The following is a 24,952-nucleotide window of genomic DNA, read 5'->3' on the forward strand; positions in this document are numbered from 1 at the left end:
TTTTTATTGGGGATTTAAGTTTTTTCGGTTGTTAGGGTTTAGATCTTTGTGATGGGTAGTTCATTAGTTCTGCCGCGAATGCTAAAGCCCAGATTAGGTTTGGGTATACTATCATTCTTTCCATCCCACCGGGGCCTAGGCCCAGGTACATATTCAGTATGTATAGTATTAGGGCGATTAGGCCCACGGTACCCAGTATTGGCCATAGTACCCTGCCTGGACTTCTCGATATCCTTATTGTTGGGTATGACGATATTGATGCGAATAGGAAGGCTATTAATGCGAAGATTAGGTGGAATGGATGTATGGTCTCTGGGAATATGCCAACGCCCATTGCACCAATGCCCGTTAGGGCTATTGTTATTGCGAAGATCCTGCTGAGTCCCCATGCGAGGACTGCAGCAATTATTAGTAGGAGACCCATGATTATTATTGAGGAGTTGAATATAACTGCCGTCGACCCAACACCCAAGTCGCTAATGTAATTCCGGGAGACGGAGTATCCTGGGTAAAGCGCCTCAGCAATGAGCATTAGTAGTAGGAATTCAGCCACGCCAATGAATATTAGGAGCCCTGCCACGCTCAATTTGCTAATGCTCATCCCATTAACTAATTATTATCGCCTATTAATTACTGTGGCTATTTAGGTTATGTATATTATTTGGTTAAACGTTTATTAAGGGGACCTTGGTAATGATGCTGGTCATTAACGTGATTAAGGTACCTCATGTACCAACAAGTGAGGAGCTGTGGAATGCCGTGATTGGTGTCTACTTTAGCCTTCAGGCTAGGAATCCGAGTGTTGAACCTGGCATTGATAGGTTGAGGAGGCTTGAGTTGAGGAGGGTTAGGGAAGTTAGGAGGTACTTAAGTGATGCCTTTCGTGATGTGGCCCTTGGAATGCCCTTCCTAGACTCCCTGCATCCATTCTATAGGGAGTTGATTGAGTTAATGATTGATAGGACCATGTATAAGCACTCCCTGGCAAAGGTTGGTCATGCCACGAAAGCCCTCTCATCAATTTATAAGGATACTGTCTTATCCATTAAATCAGCAACGACGAGTAATGACATAACCAGGGCGAGGAGGAACTTCTTAGCCAGGATAAGGAACCTACTCATGGATTTGAAGCCAGAACTTGATTTCCTAAAGAACACAGCAACAAAACTCGATAAACTACCAAACATAGACCCAAATCTATTCACAATAGTTGTGTCTGGCATGCCTAATGTTGGGAAGAGTAGCTTCGTTAGGTGTGTGAGTAGTGGTAAGCCTAAGGTTGCTGAGTACCCATTCACTACTAAGGAGTTACATGTTGGTCACTTCACGGTACTCAACGATGTGAAGGTACAGGTAATAGATACACCCGGACTCCTTGATAGGCCGTTAAGTGAACGTAATAGGATCGAACTCCAGGCAATACTGGCACTTAAGTACTTGGCAAGAGTCATAGTCTTCATAGTAGACCCAACAAATCATAGTGGCTATTCACTAATAGAGCAGGTAAACCTGTTGAGAGAGATTAAAGACAATTTCAATGCGCCAACGCTTGTACTTATAAATAAGATTGATATAGCAATGGAAAGCGAGGTAGGCACGGCATTGAGTAATGTAGCCCTTATTGATAATTCAATACCCGTATTTAGAGTATCAACTATTAACTGTAATGGTTGTAGGGATGTTATTAATTACATAATTGATAATTACATAATACCGATGCTCAAGGAAGTACTAAGTAGCCGATGAGGGATTAAATATTATAAGTACTAGTCCAACGTAGTCATAATGCAGATAGCCATAGCAGCTCATTCTAGCCCTGTGGATCCGAAAAATGAAGCCATGGCTAGGGAATTCCTCAAGGAACTCCATTCCCAATGCCCATCAACCACATTATTACTTGGTGGCTATTGGGGATTCATGAAGTCCATAGTCGATGAAGCATTGAAGTTGAGCTTCAAAGTCGTTGTTATACTTCCCCTGGAGAGACATGATGTTGAGTTACCAAGTGATGCCATTAGGATTGACAGTGGGTGCGAGTTTAGGTGTAGGTCCGTCATAATGGTTAGGTCCAGCGATGCTCTTGTGGCGTTGGGCGGAGGCGCTGGCACAATTATTGAGGTATTACTTGCCTATGCAATGGGTAAGCCTGCATATGTTTTAACGGGAACAAACTTAAGCAGTGATAACCTGCCTAAGGCATTTCCTGAGTATATCGATGAGAGGAAAGTTATTAGGATTAGGTACTTTGACGACCCAGTCAAACTCGCCAGGGAGATTTGCCGTGAGAGGATTACGCCTGTGAAGGCGGCGTTTGGTTAGCCACAAGTAAGGATTTAAAAACCCATTAATTAATCATGATACGATGTCATCATTACTAGATAAGATTAAGCCCATGAGTATTGGGCAAGAGAGGTTCCTGAACGCACTCAAGGACTCGAGGAACGAGATAGTGGGTGTTTTTGGACCAACAGGTACTGGCAAGAGCCTAATATCATGTGTGTATGGCATATCCTCAGTACTTGCAGGGACCTATAAGCGATTTATAATTGCTAGGCCCGTGGTTGATGTGAGTACGGGCAGGTCATTAACGCCTGAGGAACTCGGTGATCTATACTACAGAATTGCCTCGACTTATCTTGAGGACATTCTCGAGGGTTTAATGGATAGGGAGGAGATAACAAAGCTTCTCCAGGATGGTAGGGTTATGGTCACTGACGTATCCTACCTAAGGGGTAGGACTTTTGATGATTCATTAATATTCCTAGATGATGCCCAAAGCACCCAGCCTGAGAACGCGGCTGAGATTCTCATGAGGATTGGTAGGAATTCACGATTGATAATTGCGGGTGACCCAGTACTTCAGAGACCACTTGGTGTTGATAAGGACGGCGCGACATTACTTAGGGAGGTACTTCTTAATGAAGAAAATGCCGTTGTCATCGACCTTGGACTCAAGGACATAGTTAGACCAGGCGCGAAGAGGGGTGTTAAGGTGTCCTTTGAGTTAAGGATGAGAAGGAGGGAGTTAAGCAATGTGGAGAGACAAATACTTGACTTAATAAGAGTTCATGCACCTGATGCTGATGTGGTTACTGTTATCGAGTTCAAGCAGGATAAGGAAAATCTCGGCATTAAGAGTGAGAACGTACCTGACGCATTAATAATAGCTAAGGAGGGTCACCTTGGTAGGGTGGTTGGTAAGGGTGGTGAGAGGATTAAGGCGATTGAGGGTGAGAGCAACCTGAGGGTTAGGACCGTGGAGATGAACCTTAACTTCAAGGAGTGGATTAGGGCATTGCACCCGGTTGGCTGGATTGGTAAGCACATTGTCGATGTTGATTTTGCAGGTCCTGAACTCATGATTATTGTTAGGAGAAATGCCTTCGGAGCCTTCGTTGGCCAGAAGGGAGTTTATGTTAGACTGATTGATAGAGTATTTAAGCGCTTGGTAAATGTTGGTATTAGGGCTATGGAAAGCGAGGAGGAGTCAAGATAATAAAGAAGAATATAATAATTAATAATTTTAGGGTACCTCAATATTTGCATGTCTCATCCTTATCTCATCCTCCGTCTTTTTAAGCCTATACATTAACTCTGCGATTACTGCATCTAAGAGAACCATGGTTGTGTCCTCAAATAACGTTCCCAAGGGCGCCAGTGGTTCATGAAGACCAAGTATTTGCCTAGCGAAGTAATCATCCATCTTGGCTACCTTCGTCCTACCGGGCACCTGAACAACTAAATCTGCATAACTAGCCAGTGGTGAGTCTCTATAACTCGTTATTGCAATAATCATGGCCTTCATTCTCTTAGCTGCTTCAGCTGCGGCTACAACCATCGTCGTCGTACCACTACCTGAAATAGCAACCACGAGATCACCCTCGCCAACACTGGGTGTTATGGTCTCACCAAGTACGTAGGACCTAAAACCCAGGTGCATGAGCCTCATTGCGAATGCCCTACCCACAAGACCTGATCTACCAGCGCCGACGACGAGCACCTTCCTATCATTCTTATAAACATTTATTAGGGCGTTTATGAAGGACTCGACATCCTTAATATTAATGGCATTAAGGGCATTCAGAATAAAATTTCCAATTTCTACATACGCATTCTTAAAATAATTAAGCTCTTCCATTCAGCAAATAAATTACACTTGAAGTATTTAACACTTATCCCCAATAGAGTAGGCCGTGAGAACATAATGCATCACGAATTTCACTGATAATACCATTGACTTTTAGGGGGATATGTTTATATAGGGGTTGGGTACGCCTTATTCAAAAAACGTTCAATATAGGGGGAGATGACAGCCCAAACCTTAATAGAGTTGGGGGGTAGGGAAAGGAATGCATTGGTGTATGGAGTACACGTATATGGAAATCTATATGGCTGCAATAGAGAATTACTTAAGGATGAGATGTATTTACTAAAAATCGTTAGAGAGGCTGCAGATATTGCAGGTGCATTAGTAGTATCAACATTTTATTATAAATTTGGGGTTAATGGTGGAATTTCCGTAGTCGCCATTGTTGCCGAGAGCCATATATCAATCCATACCTGGCCTGAGCATGCCTATGCAACGGTTGACGTATACACCTGTGGTAATCATACAAATCCAATGGCCGCCTTTGAACATATAGCCAAGAACTTAAATGCCAAAAAGGTTGAGGTTTTTGTATCTGATCGGTCATATTACTTGAACAATAATGACAATAATGAACTTAATGGTGATGAAATGAGTTGAATATTACCCACTACGTACTCCCCCTCAAAATTACTCATTAGTTTTCTCCATTATTAATTCCCTAGGAACATAAAGCTGAGACACCCTAATAGACCTAGGCTCGCCCTGGTGCAAAACTAAAGCCCTATATTGCCCACTCAATAACCATAGTGTGTCATCATTGTCCATGCCATTAATACTTGACGCTACATGAGAAACGTATTGCGAGTTCCCTGATAGAATAACTGTAGTACCTACATTCCCTAAAATACCCTCATTAAGGACATTGAGTGGCGGCTGCATCAATGCGAATAACGCTACACCGAATTTCCTCAACTCCCTAAACATTCTCTCTACAGGATCATCAACACCAAGCATCCTATATTCACTCGGTAACTTAAGCACATTATGAGCCTCATCAATAATTACTAAGTATTTCAATGGGCATGGTGGATTACGGCATTCAGAAACCGCTCTTCTAGTAACTGAAAGTAGTATGAGCATTGTTAAATACCTCAATAATTCATCGCTCAATATTGATTTCATTATGAAAATAATGTCATCATTAAGCAGATCATGTATATTAAGTAACATATTTCTACCAAAGTCATTGTAATAATTGATAATGGGCGCCAACGCATTATACAGGTTATAATATGCCTCCTTCAATATTATATTATTTGACAATTCCTCAAGCCGTTTCAGCAATTCATTAATGCTCGAAATTCCATCACCACCAATACCTGCCATACGTAATAATGCACCTTCGGTGCCTATTGAAAGCAGTGGATTTGACATTCGTATTGATTCAATTAATGCAGATAATTCATTTGTCACAACCCTGCTCTTACCTAAATCGATAATCCTTATACTAATCAACCTATTAAGGATGTTAGCATGCCCATGAGGGTCAATTATTATTAATCTAACATTACTCCCTAACCTCCGCTTGACCTGATAGGCAATACTCATGGCCAATGTGGTCTTTCCCGCGCCAGTCGGTCCTATTATCAAGGTGTGAGGACTCAACCCACTGAATGACCAATAAATATCTCTACCGTTAACGTCCTTACCAATTATGGCTAAACCGCGTTTCTCATTAATTAATTGAAGTGAGAATGGTGTGAGTGTTGCTAGGTTCAATTCCATGGACCATGCACGGCTATAATTAGCATTAAGAACCTTTGATATCGGCAATGATGGCACCCACCTCCACTTAAATGAGGAGTCAAACCTAGCGGTGCTAGCTAGATAGAGCGAGTATACATCCTCACCCTGCTGAATCCTTCTCAATGTAACCTCAAAATCCTTATAACTAAGGAAGTACCTAACGTGCCTAAGCATTAAGAATTTACTGTACACCCTACTAGCGGTGCTCTTAACCCAGTCCCTTAACTCATCATTACTCGATATCACTAGTAAAATACTTGCATGAGCATGGAAAACCCTGCTCCTAAAGCTTAATGCCTCAGCCTTGATCATCGTACTATCCATGACCATCGTAGCCCTTAGATCGCGAATAACCTCATTGTTAAATTCTGCATTAATTACAAATTTCCTCCTCGATAAATCACCAATGGAGTAAATAGTATACAATATGGGAAATATAAGAAATACATAAGCCGAAACTGTAATTAGGAGTGGAATGAATAGGAGGAGGAGCGGAAGCCTAACTAATGACCTGCGCCTAACACGCAGCCTCAAAGCATTAGCCAACTCAAAACCATTAATTCTAACAACCTTAATATTTAATCGTTCAAGCTCAGTAAATAATTCCTGATAAGTATCCTTATCAATACCAATAATGTAATCACCACTCGACGACACTAGAATGATAATCCTATACTTTGAAAATAAGCGAATCAATGCACGAGCCCTAGCCAGTGCCTCCTCGAACGCAGAATCAAAGGTATAGGTCACACCCAATACCCTAAGACCCACCAACTCCCTGCCATTCACCATAATACCCGCCAGACTAATTCTCACAGATTCGATGGGATCACCATCATTAATAAACAACCTAACCTGCTCCCTAAATCCAACTAAGTCCTTAATCAAGATGAGGGGTATTAACGTGTTAATAATAATCAGGTAAACCCTATGGTCAATAAGGTAAGTAGTAACAGCGGCAATAATGACGATTATTAATTTACTCCTCACCAGTAATCACCCTAGAAAGCAGCCTGAAGTACTCGGGGTCCTTCTTAGCCGCCAATTGAATAATGGATTTGACATCATAACCCAACCTCCTGCCCAGCTCAATGACTTGGGGAATCAATACAGGACTTAATGAACGCCCAAATTTCTTAATCATGGAATTAACATAATCCTGGTCATTAACGTTCTCAAGCAACCTCCTATAAATAATGCCTGAAGCAACTAAGTAGTTAATCCCTGGATTACCCATTATATATGCCTTAACGGTAATGTCATTACTATGGTAATAAAACTCGAGAGACTTCAATTTAATAACAATGTCCTTATCAATACCCAGCAAATCCGCAGCCTCAACTGCAGACTTACCATTCAATTTAAAGACCACGTAATGGCCGACAATGTCAAGCACATTCCTCTTAACATCAAGTGGATTCTGAGTCACGAGAACGAGCGTAGTGCTATCATGCCTACCCTCCCTAATCAACCTCTCAATAATCGACTCACCAACCACATACCTATTGAGAATTCTATGAGCTTCATCAATAACAATGAGGGAATTATTGAGCATACCACTGAGCACCTCGAGGAATGTTAGTGTAAATATTATCGCGGTAATCTGAGATACGAAGTAAAGTGGCGCCATGTTTATGACTAATAACCTGGACTGAATAGCACTCGTGCTTAGCACATTCCTCATGAGCGCAGTTACCATCACCTTCCTCAACCTACGCCTCACTGCAGAGATCGCGTTCAAATAATCATTCCTCCTCAACTCTTGCTCAAGATCATTCAACGCAATGTATAGATCCCTCAGGGTATTTCTATCGCCAAGTCTCTCAAAGGCCTTTTCAAGAACCTCTAACTGAATGAATGAGAATCCGCCATTATCGTTCTCGCCATACAGGAACGCAGCCGCTTGAATGGCCATTGCAAGTAGTTCACTAGCTCTATGCCGTGGTAGCGTCAGTGGATTAACCGCTATGTCTATGCCGGGTATGGCCACGTAACCGCGACCCATTAAGTATAGCGAGTATTCACCTGTTGGATCGAAGATTACGATCTTATTAAACATGCCTTTTTGGAGGGCATTGTTTATTAGTATTTTCACGAGCGTGGTTTTTCCCGAGCCTGTGGCGCCAAGCACTATCAAGTGTCTCGTGAGGTCTATATCTATTGGGTAGTGTTTTGTCATGAACATATGCCCTGGCTTTGGTGACGGTTTGAGGGCTAGGTCTATGTTATCCCTGAGCTGCGGTAGAAATGCCTTATTATTGCATGAGAGTATGTCAGTTTTTCCATGGGTGCTTCCTCTTAGGAATAATGAGTACCTCACTTGGTTATCGCCTAGCTTGCACATTGTTATTATAGTGGGTGTGGATACCTGAACCTCTGGTATTGCCTTGACCTTAACCTCCGAGAAACTCATCGATACATTGTCGATTACGCTAAGTGTTATTCCTGATGGTAGTGGTTCCACGTAATCAACCCACTTATTAAGTAAATGCCCTATCCTATCTCTATGTATACCAGTGAACAATGGGATGTGGGTTGGTGTATGTAGTATTATGGAGCTCACCTCATCCTTTATTACGGTAATCCTCAAACCATTGAGCACCTGCACTAGGTCCCAAGCATCAAGTTCCTTCTTGATGCGTAGGCCGATGATTAACTTATTGCTTACCTTCAGTAGGTTCAAGCTCGAGCTCGACATCAATCGTCACCTCTTCCATATTTTGTTTCAATGATTTTACACTGGTAGTTGCCGTGTTACTTTTTTCATTCCTACTAATACTTAATAGTAGTAACCAACTTAGGACCTTAATACCCATAGGATTTTGTATCTTCACAATTATTTTTGTTAAACTGCCCGTGTAATGATGATGCGCCTAATTTAGTGTTTAATGAGGAATATTAACCCTGAATATGAGGAAATGTGGTTTAAAATAATTGAGAGGAAAAATTACGTATTTTTCAACGGAAACTATAAAACCCAGAGATTTAAAATTAATAAAGTTCTAAGGTGAGGAATCTAATGTATTTAATTGATGAGCAGTATGAGATTCAGAGGAGTGTAGATAGGAAGGGTACTTCGTCATATTATACAAGCCGTGATGGCTTAGCCGTAGTTAGGAATTTTCTTAAGGAATTAAGTGAAGATTACAGAAAAAATATAATTGTTATGGATCCGTTCGCAGGCTCTGGTGCCACTCTCTCAGCTATTAATGACCTTATTAAGCCTAAGAAGGTAATAGCAATAGAGATCAACAAAGGACCTTGTGAGTTAACTCGCAAAATTTTATCCTCACTGTATGATAATGTCGAAGTAGTATGTGGCGATACCTTTAAGATTGCATGGAGTTATAGGGCTGACCTCATTATTACGAACCCGCCCTTCGTTAGGTGGCACTTAGTTCGTGATAGAGATGAATTAATAAGGTTGATGGACTCAATGGGTTATGGTAAGCTTATTGTGAGAAGGGACCCTGGCCTTCACGTCCTTTCCTTCTTCTTGATAGACTATATACTTAAGGATGGTGGTTATGTAATCCTCGTGATGCCTGCATCCACGTTCTATACAGAGCAGGGTAAAGGTGTTAAGAAATTACTAAAGTCGAGGTATGACGTGATTGGACTTGTGGAGAATAGGATTACTCCGTCATTTAGTGATGGTAGTGGCTTTAAGGAATTGATAATATTTGCCAGGAAGAAAAGCGGATTAATAGGCTTTATTGATGGCTCAAACGTAGAGACAGAGATTTACTATTATGAAGGAAAGTTAAGGAAAGCTGGTACAATAAATCTGCAAAAGCTGCCTGCTTTTGCAGATAGGAATTGGCTCAGCCTATTTAATTATGAAAGAGCGAGCATGCTTATCTCAATTATAGAGAGAGCATTGAATAATGGCTTATTACGTTATTTAAATAAACATGAAATTGCCAGAGGCGTTGAGATGTATGGCCCGGACTTCTTCTTCATTCCTAATGCCCACTGGGCTATTGTGAGAGAGGATGAGTCATCAATTATTATAAGCAATAGGAGTAATGGTACAAAACTTGTAATACCCAGGAAATACTTGGTTAAGTGCTTAAGGAAGCCTGAGTATTACAATGATAATATTTATGTAAGTGACCCTGAATATTACGTCTTAGCAATAACCGAGGAACCCAAGGGTGACTTAGGGAAATACGTAGAATGGGGCGAGGGCTTAAACATACCGGCTTTGAAGTTTGGGAGTAGGTGGTATCAGCATGTTTGGAGACAACTTCAGGTTAAGAAACCCCATGGATATATATTTATTCACGATAAGATAGATCTAGAGAGAAATAAGGTCATTGCCAATTATTCAGAAAGACCTTTATGTGCATCAAAGAACTTCTACGTAATAAAGACTAATAATCCATTAATTGCTGCTTGGTATAACTCATCAATATTTAAAGAAACAATAAAAGTATTTGGTAGGAGAATCTCAGAGACTTGGACAAGGCTGTTAGAAGATGACTACTTAGCTATTCCAGTGCCATCAAAGATTATGAATATAGATTTACGAAATGTAAACAATATTGATGAAGTAATAAATAAGTACTTAGGATTATAGAATTTAAACGATCTCAATCTTAAAGCAACAGCATTTAATAATGTTATCTTTACAAATAATTTTCATGAATTCCTTTGGTTTGAATTTAAATTGTAATTGATTACCTGGATGAGCAGGGGGTCAGTCTTAGGTTTCTTTATATGCTTTCCATTACCTCCTTTTCTCTGAATACTCATGAAACTACCTATCTTAATAATTCCCTCATTAGAGAACTTTATTTCCTGGTTACTTAAAAATCGTATTACTTCATCATATATTGAATAGACAAGCGTTATTTTCCTTTCTATCCCATATTGCTAGAATCCTTAAGTCGTTTTCATCGTTAATGAATACCTGTTTTTATAATAGTATATAAATTAGACTTAAAATATTCCGAAATAATCTGTTGATCTTTAGGTAAAATAAATTGAGCATGAGGATTCTGTGCCTTTCGTAATATTGCATTCCGAAGAATGTTATAGATTTCATTAGACATATGCAATATACTTTTCCACTCATCCAGCCATCTTCTATCTAATTGATGAAAACTTGCACTAGTTATTGTCTTTAAAGAAATACATAATGAAAAATATCTCCATGAATAATAATATCACACTTTTTTCTATCCCTAGGTTTTTCAATTACATAATTATTTGATGGCAGCTGAATATCTAGCTTGTTAAGACAATCATTAAGAATGTTTTTATGATTATTTAAATAATTAATAAATTCCATTTCCGCTCTAATTCCCTGTTTAGCCTCCTTGGGTCCTCCTATAAATTTAACATAAGGCATAATAATTACTTTAATTATAATTTTTATGAATAAAATGCAAAATTATCCTTAGATGAATATTTCATAATTTCCTTAAGTGATTTCACGTTTAATTATTACGTATCTGACTCATGCGATATCCTTTTACCCTAGGTATAACCTGTCTAATATAAGCAATCCTTTCGTACAATCATCACCGGAAGATATGTCGCCATAATTAACGAAGGCCTAATGAACCAAACTTTAATCTAAAATATTAAATTAATAAAGTATATAAAATAAATTAATAAATTAATGTAGAATACAAAATAATATAAAATAAAAGGTATATTTTTATATTATGCGGTCAGCGTAGTATTAATTGTAGTTTTGCCATGCATCTTTGGCAGAATCCTGGGCCTTTCCTATCTGTGTCTTCTATTGTGTTGCTGAAGTACATGACGCACCTTGGGTCTGTGCAGTGGTCTAGTCCGAAGGAGTGCCCTAGTTCGTGGAGTACTTCCTTAAGTATTCTCAGTTGATAAAGTGATTGTTCTCCACGTAATCTCTTCGTGAATACCAGGGCTAGTGCTCCGCCTATCTTTGCGACCCCAAATACGAAGTTTAGTCCCTCCACATAACCATTGTCGTTGATCACAAGTACTATCTTGTCGAATCTCTCGTAATTCCTGACCCTGGGCTCCAGGTAATCAAGGAGCGCGTCGGCCCTTATTTGGCCCCTCCTGACGTCTCTGAACTGTGACTTCAATCCCTCAAAGTCCGTCCTCCTCATCTCAACCCGGACTAGGTCACTGAGATAATGCTCAACTTGCCTTGGGAAGTCACTTGGGAGTTCAACCTCCGTTAACACTAGTATCCTCTTCATAATTGAATTACCACTTTGTACCAATACTTTAATACATAACCTTAATGATTTAAGTCAGTATGGGCGCAAGTTCGTCATATCATTATCCGCCACGCTCGTGCTTCATCACTAGTAATTAGTCCATGGTGTCTCCTATTAAACGTTTAGCTCAAAGTTTGTTCCTACTGCCTTCATTGCTTTCAATCCTTCACGTACAACATCCCCAATTACTATTACTGAGGGGTTCTCAGCACTGACTTGTCCCGTGGCTAATTTAGTCACTGTCGTTATTATGATCTTGCTATTCTCCATGAAGGCTCTCGTTATTATTGCCACGTATGTATTAGGATTAATACCACCCTCGATTAACTCCCTGGCTATTTCATTAATTCTTGATGCACCCATTAAAACTACTATGGTATTCACAGCCTTGGCTAATTCCCTGAAGTTCACGAATGACCTGCCCTTTCTGGGATCCTCCACACCCGTCACTATGGCTACGGAGCTTGAGACACCACGTAATACGGGTGGTATTAAGTACGCCTCTGGCACTGCTATTGCTGATGCCACACCAGGAATGACCTCGCAGGGTATACCTTCATTTAATACGGCAGTGCATTCTTCAAATCCTCGACCAAATAGGAATGCATCACCACCGTGAAGCCTAAGCACGATCTTACCATTACTTCCTTCATTTATCATAATCCTTATTATCTCGTCCTCCTCCATAACATGTCTTCCTGGCTCCTTACCTGCATAAATGAGCCTAGCATCTGAACGTGCATACCTCAGTGCAGACTTAGGTATTAACCTATCATATATAATAACATCTGCCATCTTTAATGCCTCAATGCACCTTAACGTGAGTAAACCCTCATCACCAGGTCCACCTCCGGCAATTATGACCTTACCAACCATCTTAGGTTAATTTATGGGGAAATGCATTTTTATGTGTATTATTGCTAGTACTGTGGTTGAGACTACCTGCCTATCCATGAGGTTCATGTTCTCTGGAGCTCATAGGGTTAGGTTTAGTGGTGTTTATGGTGGTATCCATGGGCATAACTATGACATAACCATAAGACTATGTGTGAACGGTAGAAGAACACTGATTATGGATATTGATAAGGTTAGGCATGAGATTCAGGGCATAATTAGCGCCTTTGACGGTAAATACATTAAGTCAATGAATGAGGAGACTCGGGGATTAACACCCAACGAGTATGTCGAAATTCCCTGCATACCTGAGGGAGCTACTGGTGAATGCCTTGCTTGGTATCTAATGGATAAAGTCTTGGACGTGTTAAGAAATATGGGCATTAGTGAAATTACCGAGACTCAAGTTGTCGTATGCGATTCACCTATTAATTGTTTCGAGAGTTCGAGTCTACTTAGTACTTAATTACCAGTATTAATAATTCCCACAAAGCACCAGTAAAAGGGACTAAATCTTCTTAATTGTATGGGATAGGCTTTCGCTCGTTAATTCCTGGATCTTTATTGTGTCTACATTCTCTTCAATAATACTATTTTCACCGCCAATTAATAATGCTTTAACCGACTTAAATACTGATTTAGCCCTGTTAAATACTGTTGGGTCGACATTATCGTCCTCACCATCAGTTATCACAACAAGTTTATATTCTCTCAATGATGGCTTATCCAATGCATCCTGAACGGATACCCTCACGGCATTCGATATGTCAGTACCACCTAGTGGTATTAATGACAGCAGCATCCTTATGACATCCTTCTTATTAGTCAATATTGGGTATGCCTGTTGATCAAAGAACCTAACTGCCAGGCTTCCACCCTTCATTGCCAGTATTACGGCTAGGGCTGTTGCCCATGTTATTTTACTAATGGCACCAACCTCGAATATATTCACGTTAACTGTATAAAACATTGAACCACTCTTATCAATAAGCATATATATCTTGGGCTTCTTGATGGCTCTTCTTTCCCTGACTAGTACGTTGCCCATGGCTAGTCTATACGCAAAGACTGGTTTGGCGAATTTCATAAGCATTCTCTCGCTTGGTATCATGTCCTTAAGTTCCGAGGCCTTCATCATCCGCTTAACACCGCCAATGGTACCAACACGCTCAGCATCAGTATCATCAACAGTATCCACAGTATATTTTGTATCCACGATTAACTTAATTAATGAGTTTAGCATTGAGATCAGTCTAAGCCTGTACGGGTCTATATCCGTACTTAGTAATATGTCCGCTATTTCATGGCCTACGGAATCCCCAAAGAGCATCTTAACCTTATTAACGGTCTCACTAACCTTCTTCATACTACCGACGTAGAAGTTTATTAATGATCGAACCTCCCGCTCTAGGTTCATCCTACTCTCCCTGGAGGATGAATTCCTCCGATCCATTGCGGACTCGACCATTTGCCTAAAGGCCTCATTTCTATCCATCTTACTTAGTATGCTATTATACACCTTGAGTAGCTTTATTGCCATAACCCTGGATAACCTACCATTTAGCCTAGTTATTCTGGATACGTCATTATACGTCTCACTTCTTATGTACGTGGAGACCACGAACCTCCATAGCGATGCCTCCATATCCTCATTCTCAACCAGCATTCTCATTATTGGCTGTCTATAGTGCACATAAAATGAGTCGGCAAGCACCTCCTGCTTCATCTTATCTATGTAACTTATTGACCGTTTACGTGCCTCAATAAGCACCTCCCTTATCCTATACCTAGTGAGCGGTTCCTCATAATCAACGTTAGCCAGTATGCCGGGCACTGATTAATGTATCGTTAGGTTATTAATAAAACTTATTTGTCAACTTACTAATAATGATTACCTATATATTATATAAATTCAGCATCAATTGCTCAAGTAATCCTCGTAATGTGTTGAAAGTTCTTTCATAACCCATATCAAGTACTAGGTAAGCAACTTTGTTAAGCATAACCATGGAGTAAATAGAGAAAAACCAATTTAGGAGCCTAACTCCTCTCATCAGCACTTGAATACTTAGTAACTTATTACCCCTATGAATAACCTTAGCGATAATGTCACTATCCGATGAGTGATACGCAATCCTGGATGATGATAAATCCCTAAAGACAGGGATTAACTCATTCCTTGTTAAACCTATGGACAGAAAGGACCAATCCCTAGAGAAACCAAGTTCCAGGCGAGGCATTAGAGGCAATGAATCTATGATATCCAGGTCCTTCAATGCTAATAACTTGCCCATCATGATTAATTGATAATCCCTATTAACGACATAGTCAGCACCACTTAAGGAATCTCTCATGGTGAATCCTTTACCGATGAATCGATTGTCCTCATTAATGGTATCTATTACGGGCTTAACAACCTCATAATTGGTAGTTAAACATACCTTGGTCTCACCAGCCCTATTAATTGGTATGGATTTGATGAGGTCATCATCCATTGCCAATGGTGAATTCGTAACTGCATACCCACCTAAATCAGCCATGAATAATAATATCTCAGTGTTTTTGCCAATGTCATTACCATTAACTAAGTAATAACCCTGTGAAAGAACGGTTCTATAAATACTTACACAATTACCTGGCTCCTTTATTGATAACTCAGAGCCTATCACTACCCTATCATACCTATCCTTATGGTATTGTCCATCTAATGAACTTGCTAGTAATACATTGTTTCCCTTAATCATTACTGACTGAAGTCGTGTATTCACAACACTTATTCCAAGTAAATCCTCGAGATACTTCCTAGTGAATAACTTAATGGACTCCTTATTAACTATATCCAATAGCGCATGTGGTAGTAGGTCCATCACCTCAACATCACCCCTATTCTCAGTAAATACTGTTATCTCATGACCATTCTTGGCAAGGTACTGCGCATAAATGGCGGTTCCCGTATTTAAACCCACAATTGCTATTCTCATTAATTAAAGCATTAATTTTAATTTACTTAAACTGTACTTTCCTAAATGCGTAGACTAAGCATTAAGTCCTTAATAGCATTAGTGGATCAGGAATTAATTCCAATTAAGGATGCTGTTATCGATATATCTGATGATGAGGTGATTGGTATTGGGAAAATACCAGGTAGTAATAACGTTGTTGATTTGGGCAACGTAATACTAATGCCCCAATTAACCAATGCTCATATTCACGTACTTGATTACTTCTTAATGGACTTATTCAATAAGTATTATATTGATGATGTGGTGGGCGCACCATATGGCTTAAAGTATTATTATTTACGTAAGGCCAAGCCTGAGTCGTTAAGAAATGGTTTAGCTATGGTCTTTCGTAGAATTAGGAGTTACGGTATTGGATGTCTATTGTCAATTATTGAATACGGTAAGTCATTTACTGATGTCGTTATTGAAGAGGCAAGGAGGGCGGGGTTATGTATCGTGCCCTTAGCCGAGCCCAGTGTATTTAGGACTTATGTTAGACCTAATGAGGAGGAGGATGTTAATGAGAAGTTTGAGGATGAAATAAAGTACTTTGTTGATAGAGGTTTTGGTATATCATTAATATCACCACTTAATTATACGATGGCTGAATTGAAAATAGCCTCAAAATTAGGTGGCTCACGCGGATTGCCCATAAGTACGCATGTATCTGAGACTGAGGATACATATTCTGATGGTGATTTAGATAGGGCATTATCCACATTAATGATTGGTAATACTGTATTTGTTCATTTAACGCAGTTGAATGATGGAGACATAATGAGGTTGCCCATGTTACCCGTGGTTACATGCCCAAGATCAAACATGGAGTTCACGGGAAAAATACCAAAAATAAGTACCATGATAAGGAGGGGCTTAAGACCACTGATTGGCACTGATAATGTAGCCTTGGTAGAGCCTGATCCTTGGGAAGAAATTAAATTAGTACGATTGCTAATGAGGGGTGAGGAATTACACTCTATAAATATTCTCAAGATGCTTACTTCATGGGCTTGGTCATGGGGCTTTGGCTATATTATAAGGGAGGGGGAATTAATGCGGGGCTTGGCTCTTCAAGTTGGTTATGAGGGTGTGGATATTAATTACGTGCATGATTATGTGATCACCAGGATTTCTAGCATGGATGTAGCATACATAATTAATGGATCTGAGATTATTAAAGTTACAACTTAAAGCCTCGCCCTTTAGGGTGGGGAGGAGGTCATATAGCCTTACGTGTTATCTTAATTACCTTCATTATTGGTGTTCTTGTTTTTGGTGTTAATAATGATAGGTTTATGTTATTAAAACCATTAATCCTTATTGATTCTGAGAAGCCGGCCTTGACCTTAATATTATGTTCCATATACGTTTCCGGTAATTCAATACCCACTATTAAATTCGCATCCTTAATCCACCTGTTGTTAATTATAATCTCTATTTGATTGTTTCCTTGGCTAAACCTTATTACTAAGGCGTTGAGCGCATTCTCGACTCTACTTATTACGGAATAAGCCCACTCGCCAATATGGTTGATATTTATGAACTCAGCCCAATAATAATCACTATCTAATGTCATTGCAAGGGACATTCTTAATTCCTCATCATCACCAAAAACCTCCTCATATACTTTCCATTTATCAATTGCGACTTGAGCCATGGACCAAAGCCTTGACTGCATATCTGCCCTCTCACTAATCCACTTAGTCGGTGAGCCTAACCATGACGTTGTTGGTATCTCCTTAATCTCGTCATGGAATTCCTTAATAATTGACGGTCTAACGGGCATTATATAACCATCTAGCTTAGACTGTGATAGGTACATCATTATTCTTTCAAGAAGTAGTGCTGCATATGGATTTGGTGTTGGCAGTATCATCCAGTTCTCTCCATCTAATGCCATTGTTAGTACTCCATCCTTTACATAGTTAATCCTCATCATTAATTCCATGATTAATCTTCTTGCATTGACATCAGCCTCTTGAGCATTACTAGCCTTATTCAATTGAAAACTCAATAAGTCACTTAGTGCGGTATCCCTAAATAGTACTGTTAGACAATCATGCCTATAAATCCTATATAATGAGCTCTTATCCCTAATGGACTCGCCTAGATGATAAACACCATCAAGCACCGTATACTCAATACCCTCCTCGCACAATATGTTTTTCAACTTCTCAGAGAAATACAGCTCAGGCAGCCACATACCAACTGCCTTCACACCCAATACCTTCTCAGTAACCTCCTTACCTCTCCTCAATTCCCATCGTAATAAATCATCAATATCAAACCTCTCAATTAAGTAACCAGCTATTGGATGCGCAAGGAAGCTTGTTAAGATCTCTATAACACCATCATTAGCCAACTTAGAATATGTATTAATGGCCTCCTTAATTAGTGCTATTCTCGAGTCCCAGGTACCAATATACTCAATGAAATCCTTATTCTCAATGAAAGTACCATTACTTAATAAGTCATCCCACTGCCATAGTAGGCTTGGGCTTAGGTTATACGTTATGGATACCCTATACTTACTCGCAAACCTTGCATGTACTAGGTAGGGCCCCACGTTATACATTGGGTAAAACTCCGGCGCCCAAGTGTGTTGGAATGCCCAGGGACCGTGGTAAATACCGTTTGGGTATTTATGAATTGGTTGATGATTATGAAACACCAAGACGAACCTAATGGGTGTTTCTGGCTTCTCCATCACCATTATTGGAACCTTGCTTTCGGAACCACAACATTTAACGCCTATTTCATAAGTACCCTCAACACTTATCTTTATGTGATCCATAATTTCCGACTCAGGTGGTATTGCCTGCAATATGCGCTTAATTACTTCCTGCGAGTCCTTAATTACAGTTAATTCTACATCCTCCTTACTAGTTAATCCCCTTACTATTATATTAATGATTATATCCTCGTCAGGTTCGTAAAGCACCTTATTCGTTGTTAGCTCTATAGACACCGTTTTCACTGCGAGCTAATAATTATATAAGTACTTTTATATTTTCAATCCTTAATTCACGGACTAAGGATAGAGAAATTTATTAATAAGGAAATTGATTAACAACACTCTGTGGAAGCTAGTTATGAATCAAAGATAAGGAATATAATGCAGGTCCTTCATTCCCTAGCTGCCATTGATAAGGAAAGAGCTGTTAAACTCGAGGATTTAGCGAGAATAGTTGGTTTGAGAATTGATGAGGTTCGGAGTATTGTTGATAAACTTAAGGTGCTTGGTTACGTAAATACAATTAACGACTCGGTCCATCTAACATCAACTGCAATAATTAAATTAAGTAGTATTTACTGCTGAATAATGTGGTTAAGGTACTGCATATAAGTACAGAATACCCACCGTATAGGGTCATTGGAACATTAGCCTTCCAAATAAGAGATTTAGTCACTCAATTGTCTAATAAGTACGAAATATACCTAGTACACCCGGCTAATTTTGATGGTAGTTATATGGATGGTAATGTACATATATATACAGTGAGAGATAGTTGGTTTAGTGATGTCATTGCATACATGCACTTCCTACTCGTTGAAATACTATCCAGGATACCCTATGTAATACCCAGGGACCTAGATCTCGTACATGCGCATGAATGGATCGCGTCAGTAATAGCTAAGATCATTTCTCAAAGGCTTAGGGTACCCTACATAGTTAGTGCGTATTCTACAGAATCAATTAGGTCAGGTGGCGCCATGAGCCTACTAAGCCTAACGATAAGGGACTGGGAGAAATACGCCTTCTCATCGGCTAATTACGTAATTGCCCATAATAAGCCAACATTTGAATCCCTAAGGGATCATTACGGAATAAATGCCATAGAGATCAGGAACGTAAATGATCTTGATAAAATCTATGATGAGTTAGGTCATGCAAAAACAAAACCTAAATAAGTCTAGGTTTATTTATACAATGATTAATTGACATTTAGTTAAACCGAACAACTAAAGAACAAAGGTAAATTATACACGATCTTCATTAAATACTCAGAACCAACGCGTTCATCAATTATGTCAGACCGTCGTCAGATCATCACACTAAACACCTACCTTTATCCAATATAAAAGTACTCTCTTGACCTGGTGTTTATTGAGATTAATACTTATAATTGAGTAAGGTTATGTACTAAATAGTGATTGATAATGAGTGAGCATCAATGCAATACTGAGGATATTAAAAAGGCCGCTGACATATTAATTAATGCAAGGCATGCAATAGTCTTCACAGGCGCTGGTATATCCACCGAGTCAGGAATACCTGATTTTAGGGGCCCTCAGGGATTATGGAAACAATATAATCCTGAGATCGCATCAATTGATTATTTCCTGCAAAATCCAAAGGACTTTTGGTTGTTTTACAGGATGAGGATGAGCACGTTATTTGTGGCAAAACCAAACACTGCGCATTACGCGGTGGCTGAGCTTGAGAGGATGGGGATTATAAAGGCCATTATTACGCAAAATGTTGATGGACTTCATCAGGTGGCTGGTTCTAGGAATGTGATAGAGCTTCACGGCACCATGAAGAGGGCCGTATGCATTGCGTGTGGCCGCACCTATCCAATGGAAGTTGCTATTAGGAAGATAGATAGTGGGCAAATACCACCGCTTTGCGATGAGTGCGGTGGTATTCTTAAGCCTGACACCGTATTATTTGGAGAGCCTGTTAAGGATTTTGATAAGGCTAGGGAGTTAGCCCTAATGAGCGATGCCGTTTTGGTAGTTGGTTCTTCATTATCTGTTTATCCGGCCGCCTATATACCAATATTCGTTAAGGAGATGGGTGGTAAGGTGATAATTATAAATATGGAATCCACGGATCTTGATTATATTGCTGACGTAATTATACGGTGTAAGGCAGGAGATGCCATGGCACTATTACTTAAGGAGATTAAGGAAAAATCGGGAATACAATAATAATACTCTAATAATATTAATTAGCGCATTAATATGTGTACGTAAAGTTTACGTATACTGTAATACACTAATATTATAAAGGTATTATTGCAGACCATACACCATTAGTCATTAAGTTGCTCAATGAATCCCTGAAATGATCCTCAAGCCCCTTATTGAATCCCTCAATGTCATGATTCCCCAGCTTTAATTCCATATAACTCATGGACTCCGCCATTTGGGTTGGCCTACGTAAGTAATCACTTATTAGGTATTTAAGGTAGTTCATACGCTTATTTAAGTAGTGTTCATCCCTGAAGACATCATTAATATTTAATAAGGCATTGGTTAATTCCTCTTTCACAATGTCAATACTTCCCTCATTAACTGCCGATATTACTAATTGATAGTAATACGTACCTGGTAAGTAATCCCTATCCATATCAATTGTGTATGTTAAGCCCTTATTCCTGAACCTAGACATTAAGTATGAGCTGAGTCCATTTACTAAATGAAATTCCAGTAATGATGATTTAATTGAGAGTAGGGACGGGTCCTCATTAACTACATTATATTGCCAGGAGTATGATAAGTAAGCCGATTCGATGGGCTTCCTAATAGTTATGGGTCCTCCCTTACCCATTGTTGGGACTTTCTTACGGCTTGATTTACCATCCCACTTATTGAATAGTTCCATTATTTCATTGGTTGGCATGTTTATGGAGCCAACAATGCTTATTACCATATTATCCGGTGTATAGTATGATCCCAGGAAATCCTCAAGGTCCTTAGTTGTCATTGATGAAATACTCTCCTCAGAACCAATGATGGGATACCCATAATCACTATCTCCAAACAATGCCCTGGGTCCTAGATCGTATATTAATGTACCTGGGTCATCATTCCTCATTTTTATCTCCGAGAGTATGACTTGTCTTTCCCTCTCGAAGTCCTCACTATTTACCTTCCTATTACTAAACATTTTATAAATAAGCCTTAGTAAATTCCTTAACTCACTTGGTATTACCTCGAATAGGTATATTGTGAGTGTTCGTTCAGTATATGCATCTGAAACGCCGCCTAACCCCTCTATCTCCAGGTCAATGTTTGGGTACGCCCTGTAAATAATGTGTTCAGCAAAGTGGCTTATGCCACGTAAATGTTCATTTTCGTAAATCGAACCTATGCCAACACCAATAGCTATGCCTATTGTTGGTAATTCAATCCTATTTATCAATAGCCTAAGTCCATTATCTAGCATGTAATACTCTATATTCACCGTTATCGATTTTAGCCTAGGAATTTTAAACAATACACCTCTAGCAAACTCTCTTGCCTATTTGTTCATCCTGTGGCTTATCGATTGTTATTATTGTTGGATTCTTCTCATCACATGATGCTAGTATCATTCCCTGACTCTCATAACCAAAGATCTTCCTACTCTCTAAATTCGTTATTACTACGACGTACTTATTAATTAAATCCTCGGGTTTATAGAACTCAGCAAGGCCCGTAATTATTTGTCTCCTTTCATCGCCAACATCCACAATAAGTCTCAACAACTTCCTTGAACCCTGAACCTTCTCTGCATGTATGACCTTACCAACCTTAAGCACGATCCTTTCGAACTCAGCCCTTGTTATTATTTCTGAAGACACATTACTTATGTTAAATACTTGCTATTAAATATTGAGTTACGTACTAAATACTTATTAATGAGCCTTGCAAATAATTACTGTGGTTAAGAGGTACTTTCTTAGTAATAAGGATATTAAGGAATTGAGCAATGCAGTTGGTGAGTTGGGGCCAATTTTCAGAAATGCTAAGAAGGTCGAGGTTTACGAATTAAATGAAACAACCACAGTATATTTAATAGATGATAAACCCCTAGTGGCAAAGTTAACAGTGAAAATAGACTCAGGCCAGAGGGAGTACGTAATCCCATTATTAACATACTTCTACCTTAATCCAACGTATATACCTAATTACCCAACAATAACCGTTGATGATGGCGCAGTACCACACATAGTTAATGGAGCTGATGTAATGAGACCAGGAATAAAGGATATAAGTGGTGAGTTCGGCATTGGTGATTTACTAATGATTAAGGATCTCAAGGGCAGATATGTAGGCATTGGAATATCACTAATGACCTCGGATGAAATGAAGAGTACTACGAAGGGTAAGGTCATTAAAGTAATACATCATCTTGGCGACAAGCTATGGAATTTATCCCAAGAGTTACTTAAGACTAAGTAACCTGAGTAATTGAATGAAGTCAGCATCACTTCTCGTGGATTTATACCTCCTAATTGTTTCACGTAATTCATAGAAATTAATGCTTATGCCCGTAACTGACCGTATACGATCCTGAACAAAGCCCCTACCCATTATTAATGCATTTAGTAATTGAGCAACATTACTAACCCTACTATTCAGACTGGCACTTTCGAAGTCAATTATGAAGGCCTTACCGCCACTAATGACTATGTGGTCCTGGGGCCTACTTAGCTCATTATGCGCTAGTCCTATGGAGTCCAGCCTACGGCATTGCCAAAGAAGATCCTTAAGAACTTCCTTCAACTCCATTGGATCTGCTATAATTACGTACTTCTGTATTGGTGCACCATTTATCAATTCCATGATTAATACATTACTTGCATACCCAATTAACCTTGGTCCAACACCTATGGAATTAGCAAGTCTTAGGTAATTACCCTCATTCAGTAGATTTGGCCTTGATGAATCAAAACGCCTAATCTTACAGGCGTAGTAATCATTACCAACACGGCACTTAAACACAAGGCTATTCTGGCCCTTACCCAATAGCCTAAAGCCCATGAACTCAACAGTACCATCACTAAGGACCTCCGTCACACCTAGTCTCGATAATTCACTTAGTACTGAACCTACGTAACTCCTTGGGCAATTAATGCGTTCACATATCTTAATAAAGGTCTCGTAATTGCTCATCAAAAATAACTTAATTAATGCATTAATATAAACAAACCTGGTTGATGAAGAAACAGGCCTCTGAGGTAGTAATGATGAGGAACTCGGGTATTCCTGAATGATAATTCCTTATATAGCAATGAGTGTTAATAGTATTAATAATGGGTTTGATGATCTTTGCCCCCAGTATTGAGGCATCAATCCCCATGCTTAAAAGCATACTCCCAATAGTTATTAAACGCTTTAGACGCTTATCATTACCACTACCCCAGGAATATTGTAGATTAGCTATAATGAACCCTAACGATGCAGTTAGACTTCTTATGGAGTTCGGTGATTCATTTGTTAGACTTTGGGGTTGGGTATCTGACTTCCTAAGGGTAATAATGGTCTTTGAACCATCAGCAGTAATTCATTGCTATGAAAATATCGACAGACTTAAAAGAACTATGAATATCAGTATTGATATTGCTAGATTAATAATTAAGTATAGGCTTAGTGATAAAATTAACTATGATGAATGGCTAAGATTATCTAGAAATTTAGTTAGGGTTAGTTCCTCGGTTCTTCACCAACAGTCCGTTATCGTGTTTGACAATTATGTTCAATTTATAGAGAACTTACCTAATTCAGCTGACATAATATTACTGGGCCCCTTAATACCAACACCCATTGACCTACTAGCTCTCATATCAAGCGGAAAACTGGGTAATGATTACCTACCTAGAACCGTGGATTACATCATTAAGTATATTGGAGATTACATCGTCACGAGTAGGGATTTAACAGAGGCGTTCTTACGTCTTATTAATGATAATGAGTATATAAATTTCGTAAAATCAACAGGTCTACCTATGATATTGAGTTAGGATTGGATTGGTATTACCTTAATTGCTGAGTATGGGCAATTATTTTGGCAGGAAAAGCATCCTGAACATAATGACTCATTTAGTACAGAGGCTCTTTCTCTTAACTTACCGGTCAAAACGCCCTTGGGGCATATGGTCCAGCATATTCCACAGCCAATGCAATTACTTAGTACCTCAATCTTTAATCTAAATGTCATTAGGGCT

Annotated in this window: 25 protein-coding genes; 12 read left to right on the forward strand and 13 right to left on the reverse strand. The window is 39.3% G+C overall.

Going from position 1 to position 24,952, the window contains the following annotated elements; genetic code table 11:
• Positions 1–31 precede the first annotated feature (31 nt).
• On the reverse strand, positions 32–601 hold the full coding sequence (locus ACP5L5_RS05355; protein WP_013605235.1) for a DUF998 domain-containing protein: 570 nt from the start codon (positions 599–601) through the stop codon (positions 32–34).
• 92 nt (positions 602–693) lie between these two features.
• Between ACP5L5_RS05355 and ACP5L5_RS05360 the strand changes: the two genes are divergently transcribed.
• Genes ACP5L5_RS05360 through ACP5L5_RS05370 form a run of 3 tightly spaced genes read left to right on the forward strand, consistent with a single transcriptional unit; the run spans position 694 to position 3,496 of the window.
• Positions 694–1,746: an NOG1 family protein gene (locus ACP5L5_RS05360; protein ID WP_428762171.1), complete on the forward strand. Its 1,053-nt coding sequence runs from the start codon at positions 694–696 to the stop codon at positions 1,744–1,746.
• A 39-nt stretch (positions 1,747–1,785) separates the two neighbouring features.
• Positions 1,786–2,319: an LOG family protein gene (locus ACP5L5_RS05365; protein ID WP_428762172.1), complete on the forward strand. Its 534-nt coding sequence runs from the start codon at positions 1,786–1,788 to the stop codon at positions 2,317–2,319.
• A gap of 43 nt (positions 2,320–2,362) precedes the next feature.
• Positions 2,363–3,496, forward strand: coding sequence for a PhoH family protein (locus ACP5L5_RS05370; protein WP_273304253.1), 1,134 nt, complete (start codon positions 2,363–2,365; stop codon positions 3,494–3,496).
• Positions 3,497–3,523: 27 nt separating this feature from the next.
• Here the strand turns inward: ACP5L5_RS05370 and hxlB are convergent, their stop codons facing one another.
• The gene (gene hxlB / locus ACP5L5_RS05375) at positions 3,524–4,138 is read right to left on the reverse strand and encodes a 6-phospho-3-hexuloisomerase (RefSeq protein ID WP_013605231.1); all 615 of its coding nucleotides are present in this window, start codon (positions 4,136–4,138) and stop codon (positions 3,524–3,526) included.
• Positions 4,139–4,306: 168 nt separating this feature from the next.
• On the opposite strand from hxlB, the gene speD reads away from it, so the two are divergent.
• Positions 4,307–4,747 carry an adenosylmethionine decarboxylase gene (gene speD, locus ACP5L5_RS05380; RefSeq protein WP_013605230.1) on the forward strand — a complete coding sequence of 147 codons (441 nt, stop codon included), beginning with the start codon at positions 4,307–4,309 and terminating at the stop codon, positions 4,745–4,747.
• Positions 4,748–4,777: 30 nt separating this feature from the next.
• On the opposite strand, the gene ACP5L5_RS05385 is transcribed toward speD, so the two are convergent.
• Positions 4,778–6,886 carry an ATP-binding protein gene (locus tag ACP5L5_RS05385; protein WP_428762173.1) on the reverse strand — a complete coding sequence of 703 codons (2,109 nt, stop codon included), beginning with the start codon at positions 6,884–6,886 and terminating at the stop codon, positions 4,778–4,780.
• A complete protein-coding gene (locus ACP5L5_RS05390) occupies positions 6,876–8,594 on the reverse strand; it encodes an ATP-binding protein (protein ID WP_428762175.1) in 1,719 nt (572 codons plus the stop codon). The genes ACP5L5_RS05385 and ACP5L5_RS05390 overlap by 11 nt, the downstream gene beginning before the upstream one ends.
• Positions 8,595–8,915: 321 nt before the next feature.
• On the opposite strand from ACP5L5_RS05390, the gene ACP5L5_RS05395 reads away from it, so the two are divergent.
• Positions 8,916–10,478, forward strand: a complete 1,563-nt coding sequence (locus tag ACP5L5_RS05395; RefSeq protein ID WP_428762176.1) for an N-6 DNA methylase — start codon at positions 8,916–8,918, stop codon at positions 10,476–10,478.
• A 1,099-nt stretch (positions 10,479–11,577) separates the two neighbouring features.
• Here ACP5L5_RS05395 and ACP5L5_RS05400 read toward each other — a convergent pair.
• Entirely contained in the window at positions 11,578–12,096 is a 519-nt protein-coding gene (locus tag ACP5L5_RS05400; protein ID WP_428762177.1) for an archaemetzincin family Zn-dependent metalloprotease, read from the reverse strand.
• 135 nt (positions 12,097–12,231) lie between these two features.
• Positions 12,232–12,993 (reverse strand): uroporphyrinogen-III C-methyltransferase, encoded by a 762-nt coding sequence (gene cobA, locus ACP5L5_RS05405; RefSeq protein WP_428762179.1) that lies wholly within the window; start codon positions 12,991–12,993, stop codon positions 12,232–12,234.
• Between the two features lie 31 nt (positions 12,994–13,024).
• Between cobA and ACP5L5_RS05410 the strand changes: the two genes are divergently transcribed.
• A complete protein-coding gene (locus ACP5L5_RS05410; protein WP_428762181.1) occupies positions 13,025–13,477 on the forward strand; it encodes a 6-pyruvoyl trahydropterin synthase family protein in 453 nt (150 codons plus the stop codon).
• 42 nt (positions 13,478–13,519) lie between these two features.
• Here the strand turns inward: ACP5L5_RS05410 and ACP5L5_RS05415 are convergent, their stop codons facing one another.
• Positions 13,520–14,845, reverse strand: coding sequence for a vWA domain-containing protein (locus tag ACP5L5_RS05415; RefSeq protein ID WP_428762183.1), 1,326 nt, complete (start codon positions 14,843–14,845; stop codon positions 13,520–13,522).
• 61 nt (positions 14,846–14,906) lie between these two features.
• Positions 14,907–15,992 carry a hypothetical protein gene (locus tag ACP5L5_RS05420; RefSeq protein ID WP_428762185.1) on the reverse strand — a complete coding sequence of 362 codons (1,086 nt, stop codon included), beginning with the start codon at positions 15,990–15,992 and terminating at the stop codon, positions 14,907–14,909.
• Positions 15,993–16,037: 45 nt separating this feature from the next.
• Between ACP5L5_RS05420 and ACP5L5_RS05425 the strand changes: the two genes are divergently transcribed.
• A complete protein-coding gene (locus ACP5L5_RS05425; protein WP_428762187.1) occupies positions 16,038–17,204 on the forward strand; it encodes an amidohydrolase family protein in 1,167 nt (388 codons plus the stop codon).
• Between the two features lie 28 nt (positions 17,205–17,232).
• Here the strand turns inward: ACP5L5_RS05425 and ACP5L5_RS05430 are convergent, their stop codons facing one another.
• Positions 17,233–18,981: a glycoside hydrolase family 57 protein gene (locus ACP5L5_RS05430; RefSeq protein ID WP_013605220.1), complete on the reverse strand. Its 1,749-nt coding sequence runs from the start codon at positions 18,979–18,981 to the stop codon at positions 17,233–17,235.
• A 111-nt stretch (positions 18,982–19,092) separates the two neighbouring features.
• Between ACP5L5_RS05430 and ACP5L5_RS05435 the strand changes: the two genes are divergently transcribed.
• The 3 genes from ACP5L5_RS05435 to cobB all read left to right on the forward strand — a co-directional run bounded on the left by ACP5L5_RS05435 (position 19,093) and on the right by cobB (position 20,948).
• Positions 19,093–19,332: a hypothetical protein gene (locus tag ACP5L5_RS05435; RefSeq protein WP_013605219.1), complete on the forward strand. Its 240-nt coding sequence runs from the start codon at positions 19,093–19,095 to the stop codon at positions 19,330–19,332.
• 5 nt (positions 19,333–19,337) lie between these two features.
• On the forward strand, positions 19,338–19,925 hold the full coding sequence (locus ACP5L5_RS05440) for a glycosyltransferase (protein ID WP_428762189.1): 588 nt from the start codon (positions 19,338–19,340) through the stop codon (positions 19,923–19,925).
• Between the two features lie 249 nt (positions 19,926–20,174).
• Positions 20,175–20,948 carry an NAD-dependent protein deacetylase gene (gene cobB, locus ACP5L5_RS05445; protein WP_048057277.1) on the forward strand — a complete coding sequence of 258 codons (774 nt, stop codon included), beginning with the start codon at positions 20,175–20,177 and terminating at the stop codon, positions 20,946–20,948.
• Between the two features lie 73 nt (positions 20,949–21,021).
• On the opposite strand, the gene ACP5L5_RS05450 is transcribed toward cobB, so the two are convergent.
• Together ACP5L5_RS05450 and metG are read right to left on the reverse strand one after the other, a co-directional pair.
• Positions 21,022–22,206 (reverse strand): M16 family metallopeptidase, encoded by a 1,185-nt coding sequence (locus tag ACP5L5_RS05450; protein WP_428762191.1) that lies wholly within the window; start codon positions 22,204–22,206, stop codon positions 21,022–21,024.
• 40 nt (positions 22,207–22,246) lie between these two features.
• A complete protein-coding gene (metG, locus tag ACP5L5_RS05455; protein ID WP_013605215.1) occupies positions 22,247–22,585 on the reverse strand; it encodes a methionine--tRNA ligase subunit beta in 339 nt (112 codons plus the stop codon).
• 79 nt (positions 22,586–22,664) lie between these two features.
• Here metG and ACP5L5_RS05460 point away from each other — a divergent pair, with 79 nt between their 5' ends.
• On the forward strand, positions 22,665–23,186 hold the full coding sequence (locus ACP5L5_RS05460; protein ID WP_428762193.1) for a DUF1947 domain-containing protein: 522 nt from the start codon (positions 22,665–22,667) through the stop codon (positions 23,184–23,186).
• Here the strand turns inward: ACP5L5_RS05460 and ACP5L5_RS05465 are convergent.
• A complete protein-coding gene (locus tag ACP5L5_RS05465) occupies positions 23,169–23,900 on the reverse strand; it encodes an RIO1 family regulatory kinase/ATPase (protein WP_273304223.1) in 732 nt (243 codons plus the stop codon). The two genes, ACP5L5_RS05460 and ACP5L5_RS05465, sit on opposite strands and share 18 nt — an antisense overlap.
• Before the next feature lie 140 nt (positions 23,901–24,040).
• Here ACP5L5_RS05465 and ACP5L5_RS05470 point away from each other — a divergent pair, with 140 nt between their 5' ends.
• Positions 24,041–24,748: a hypothetical protein gene (locus ACP5L5_RS05470; RefSeq protein WP_428762195.1), complete on the forward strand. Its 708-nt coding sequence runs from the start codon at positions 24,041–24,043 to the stop codon at positions 24,746–24,748.
• Here the strand turns inward: ACP5L5_RS05470 and ACP5L5_RS05475 are convergent.
• On the reverse strand, positions 24,745–24,945 hold the full coding sequence (locus ACP5L5_RS05475; RefSeq protein ID WP_428762196.1) for a 4Fe-4S dicluster domain-containing protein: 201 nt from the start codon (positions 24,943–24,945) through the stop codon (positions 24,745–24,747). The genes ACP5L5_RS05470 and ACP5L5_RS05475 overlap by 4 nt on opposite strands.
• Between the last annotated feature and the right edge of the window lie 7 nt (positions 24,946–24,952).

The sequence above is a fragment of the Vulcanisaeta sp. genome, assembly GCF_049966235.1.
Classification (GTDB): Archaea; Thermoproteota; Thermoprotei; order Thermoproteales; family Thermocladiaceae; genus Vulcanisaeta; species Vulcanisaeta moutnovskia.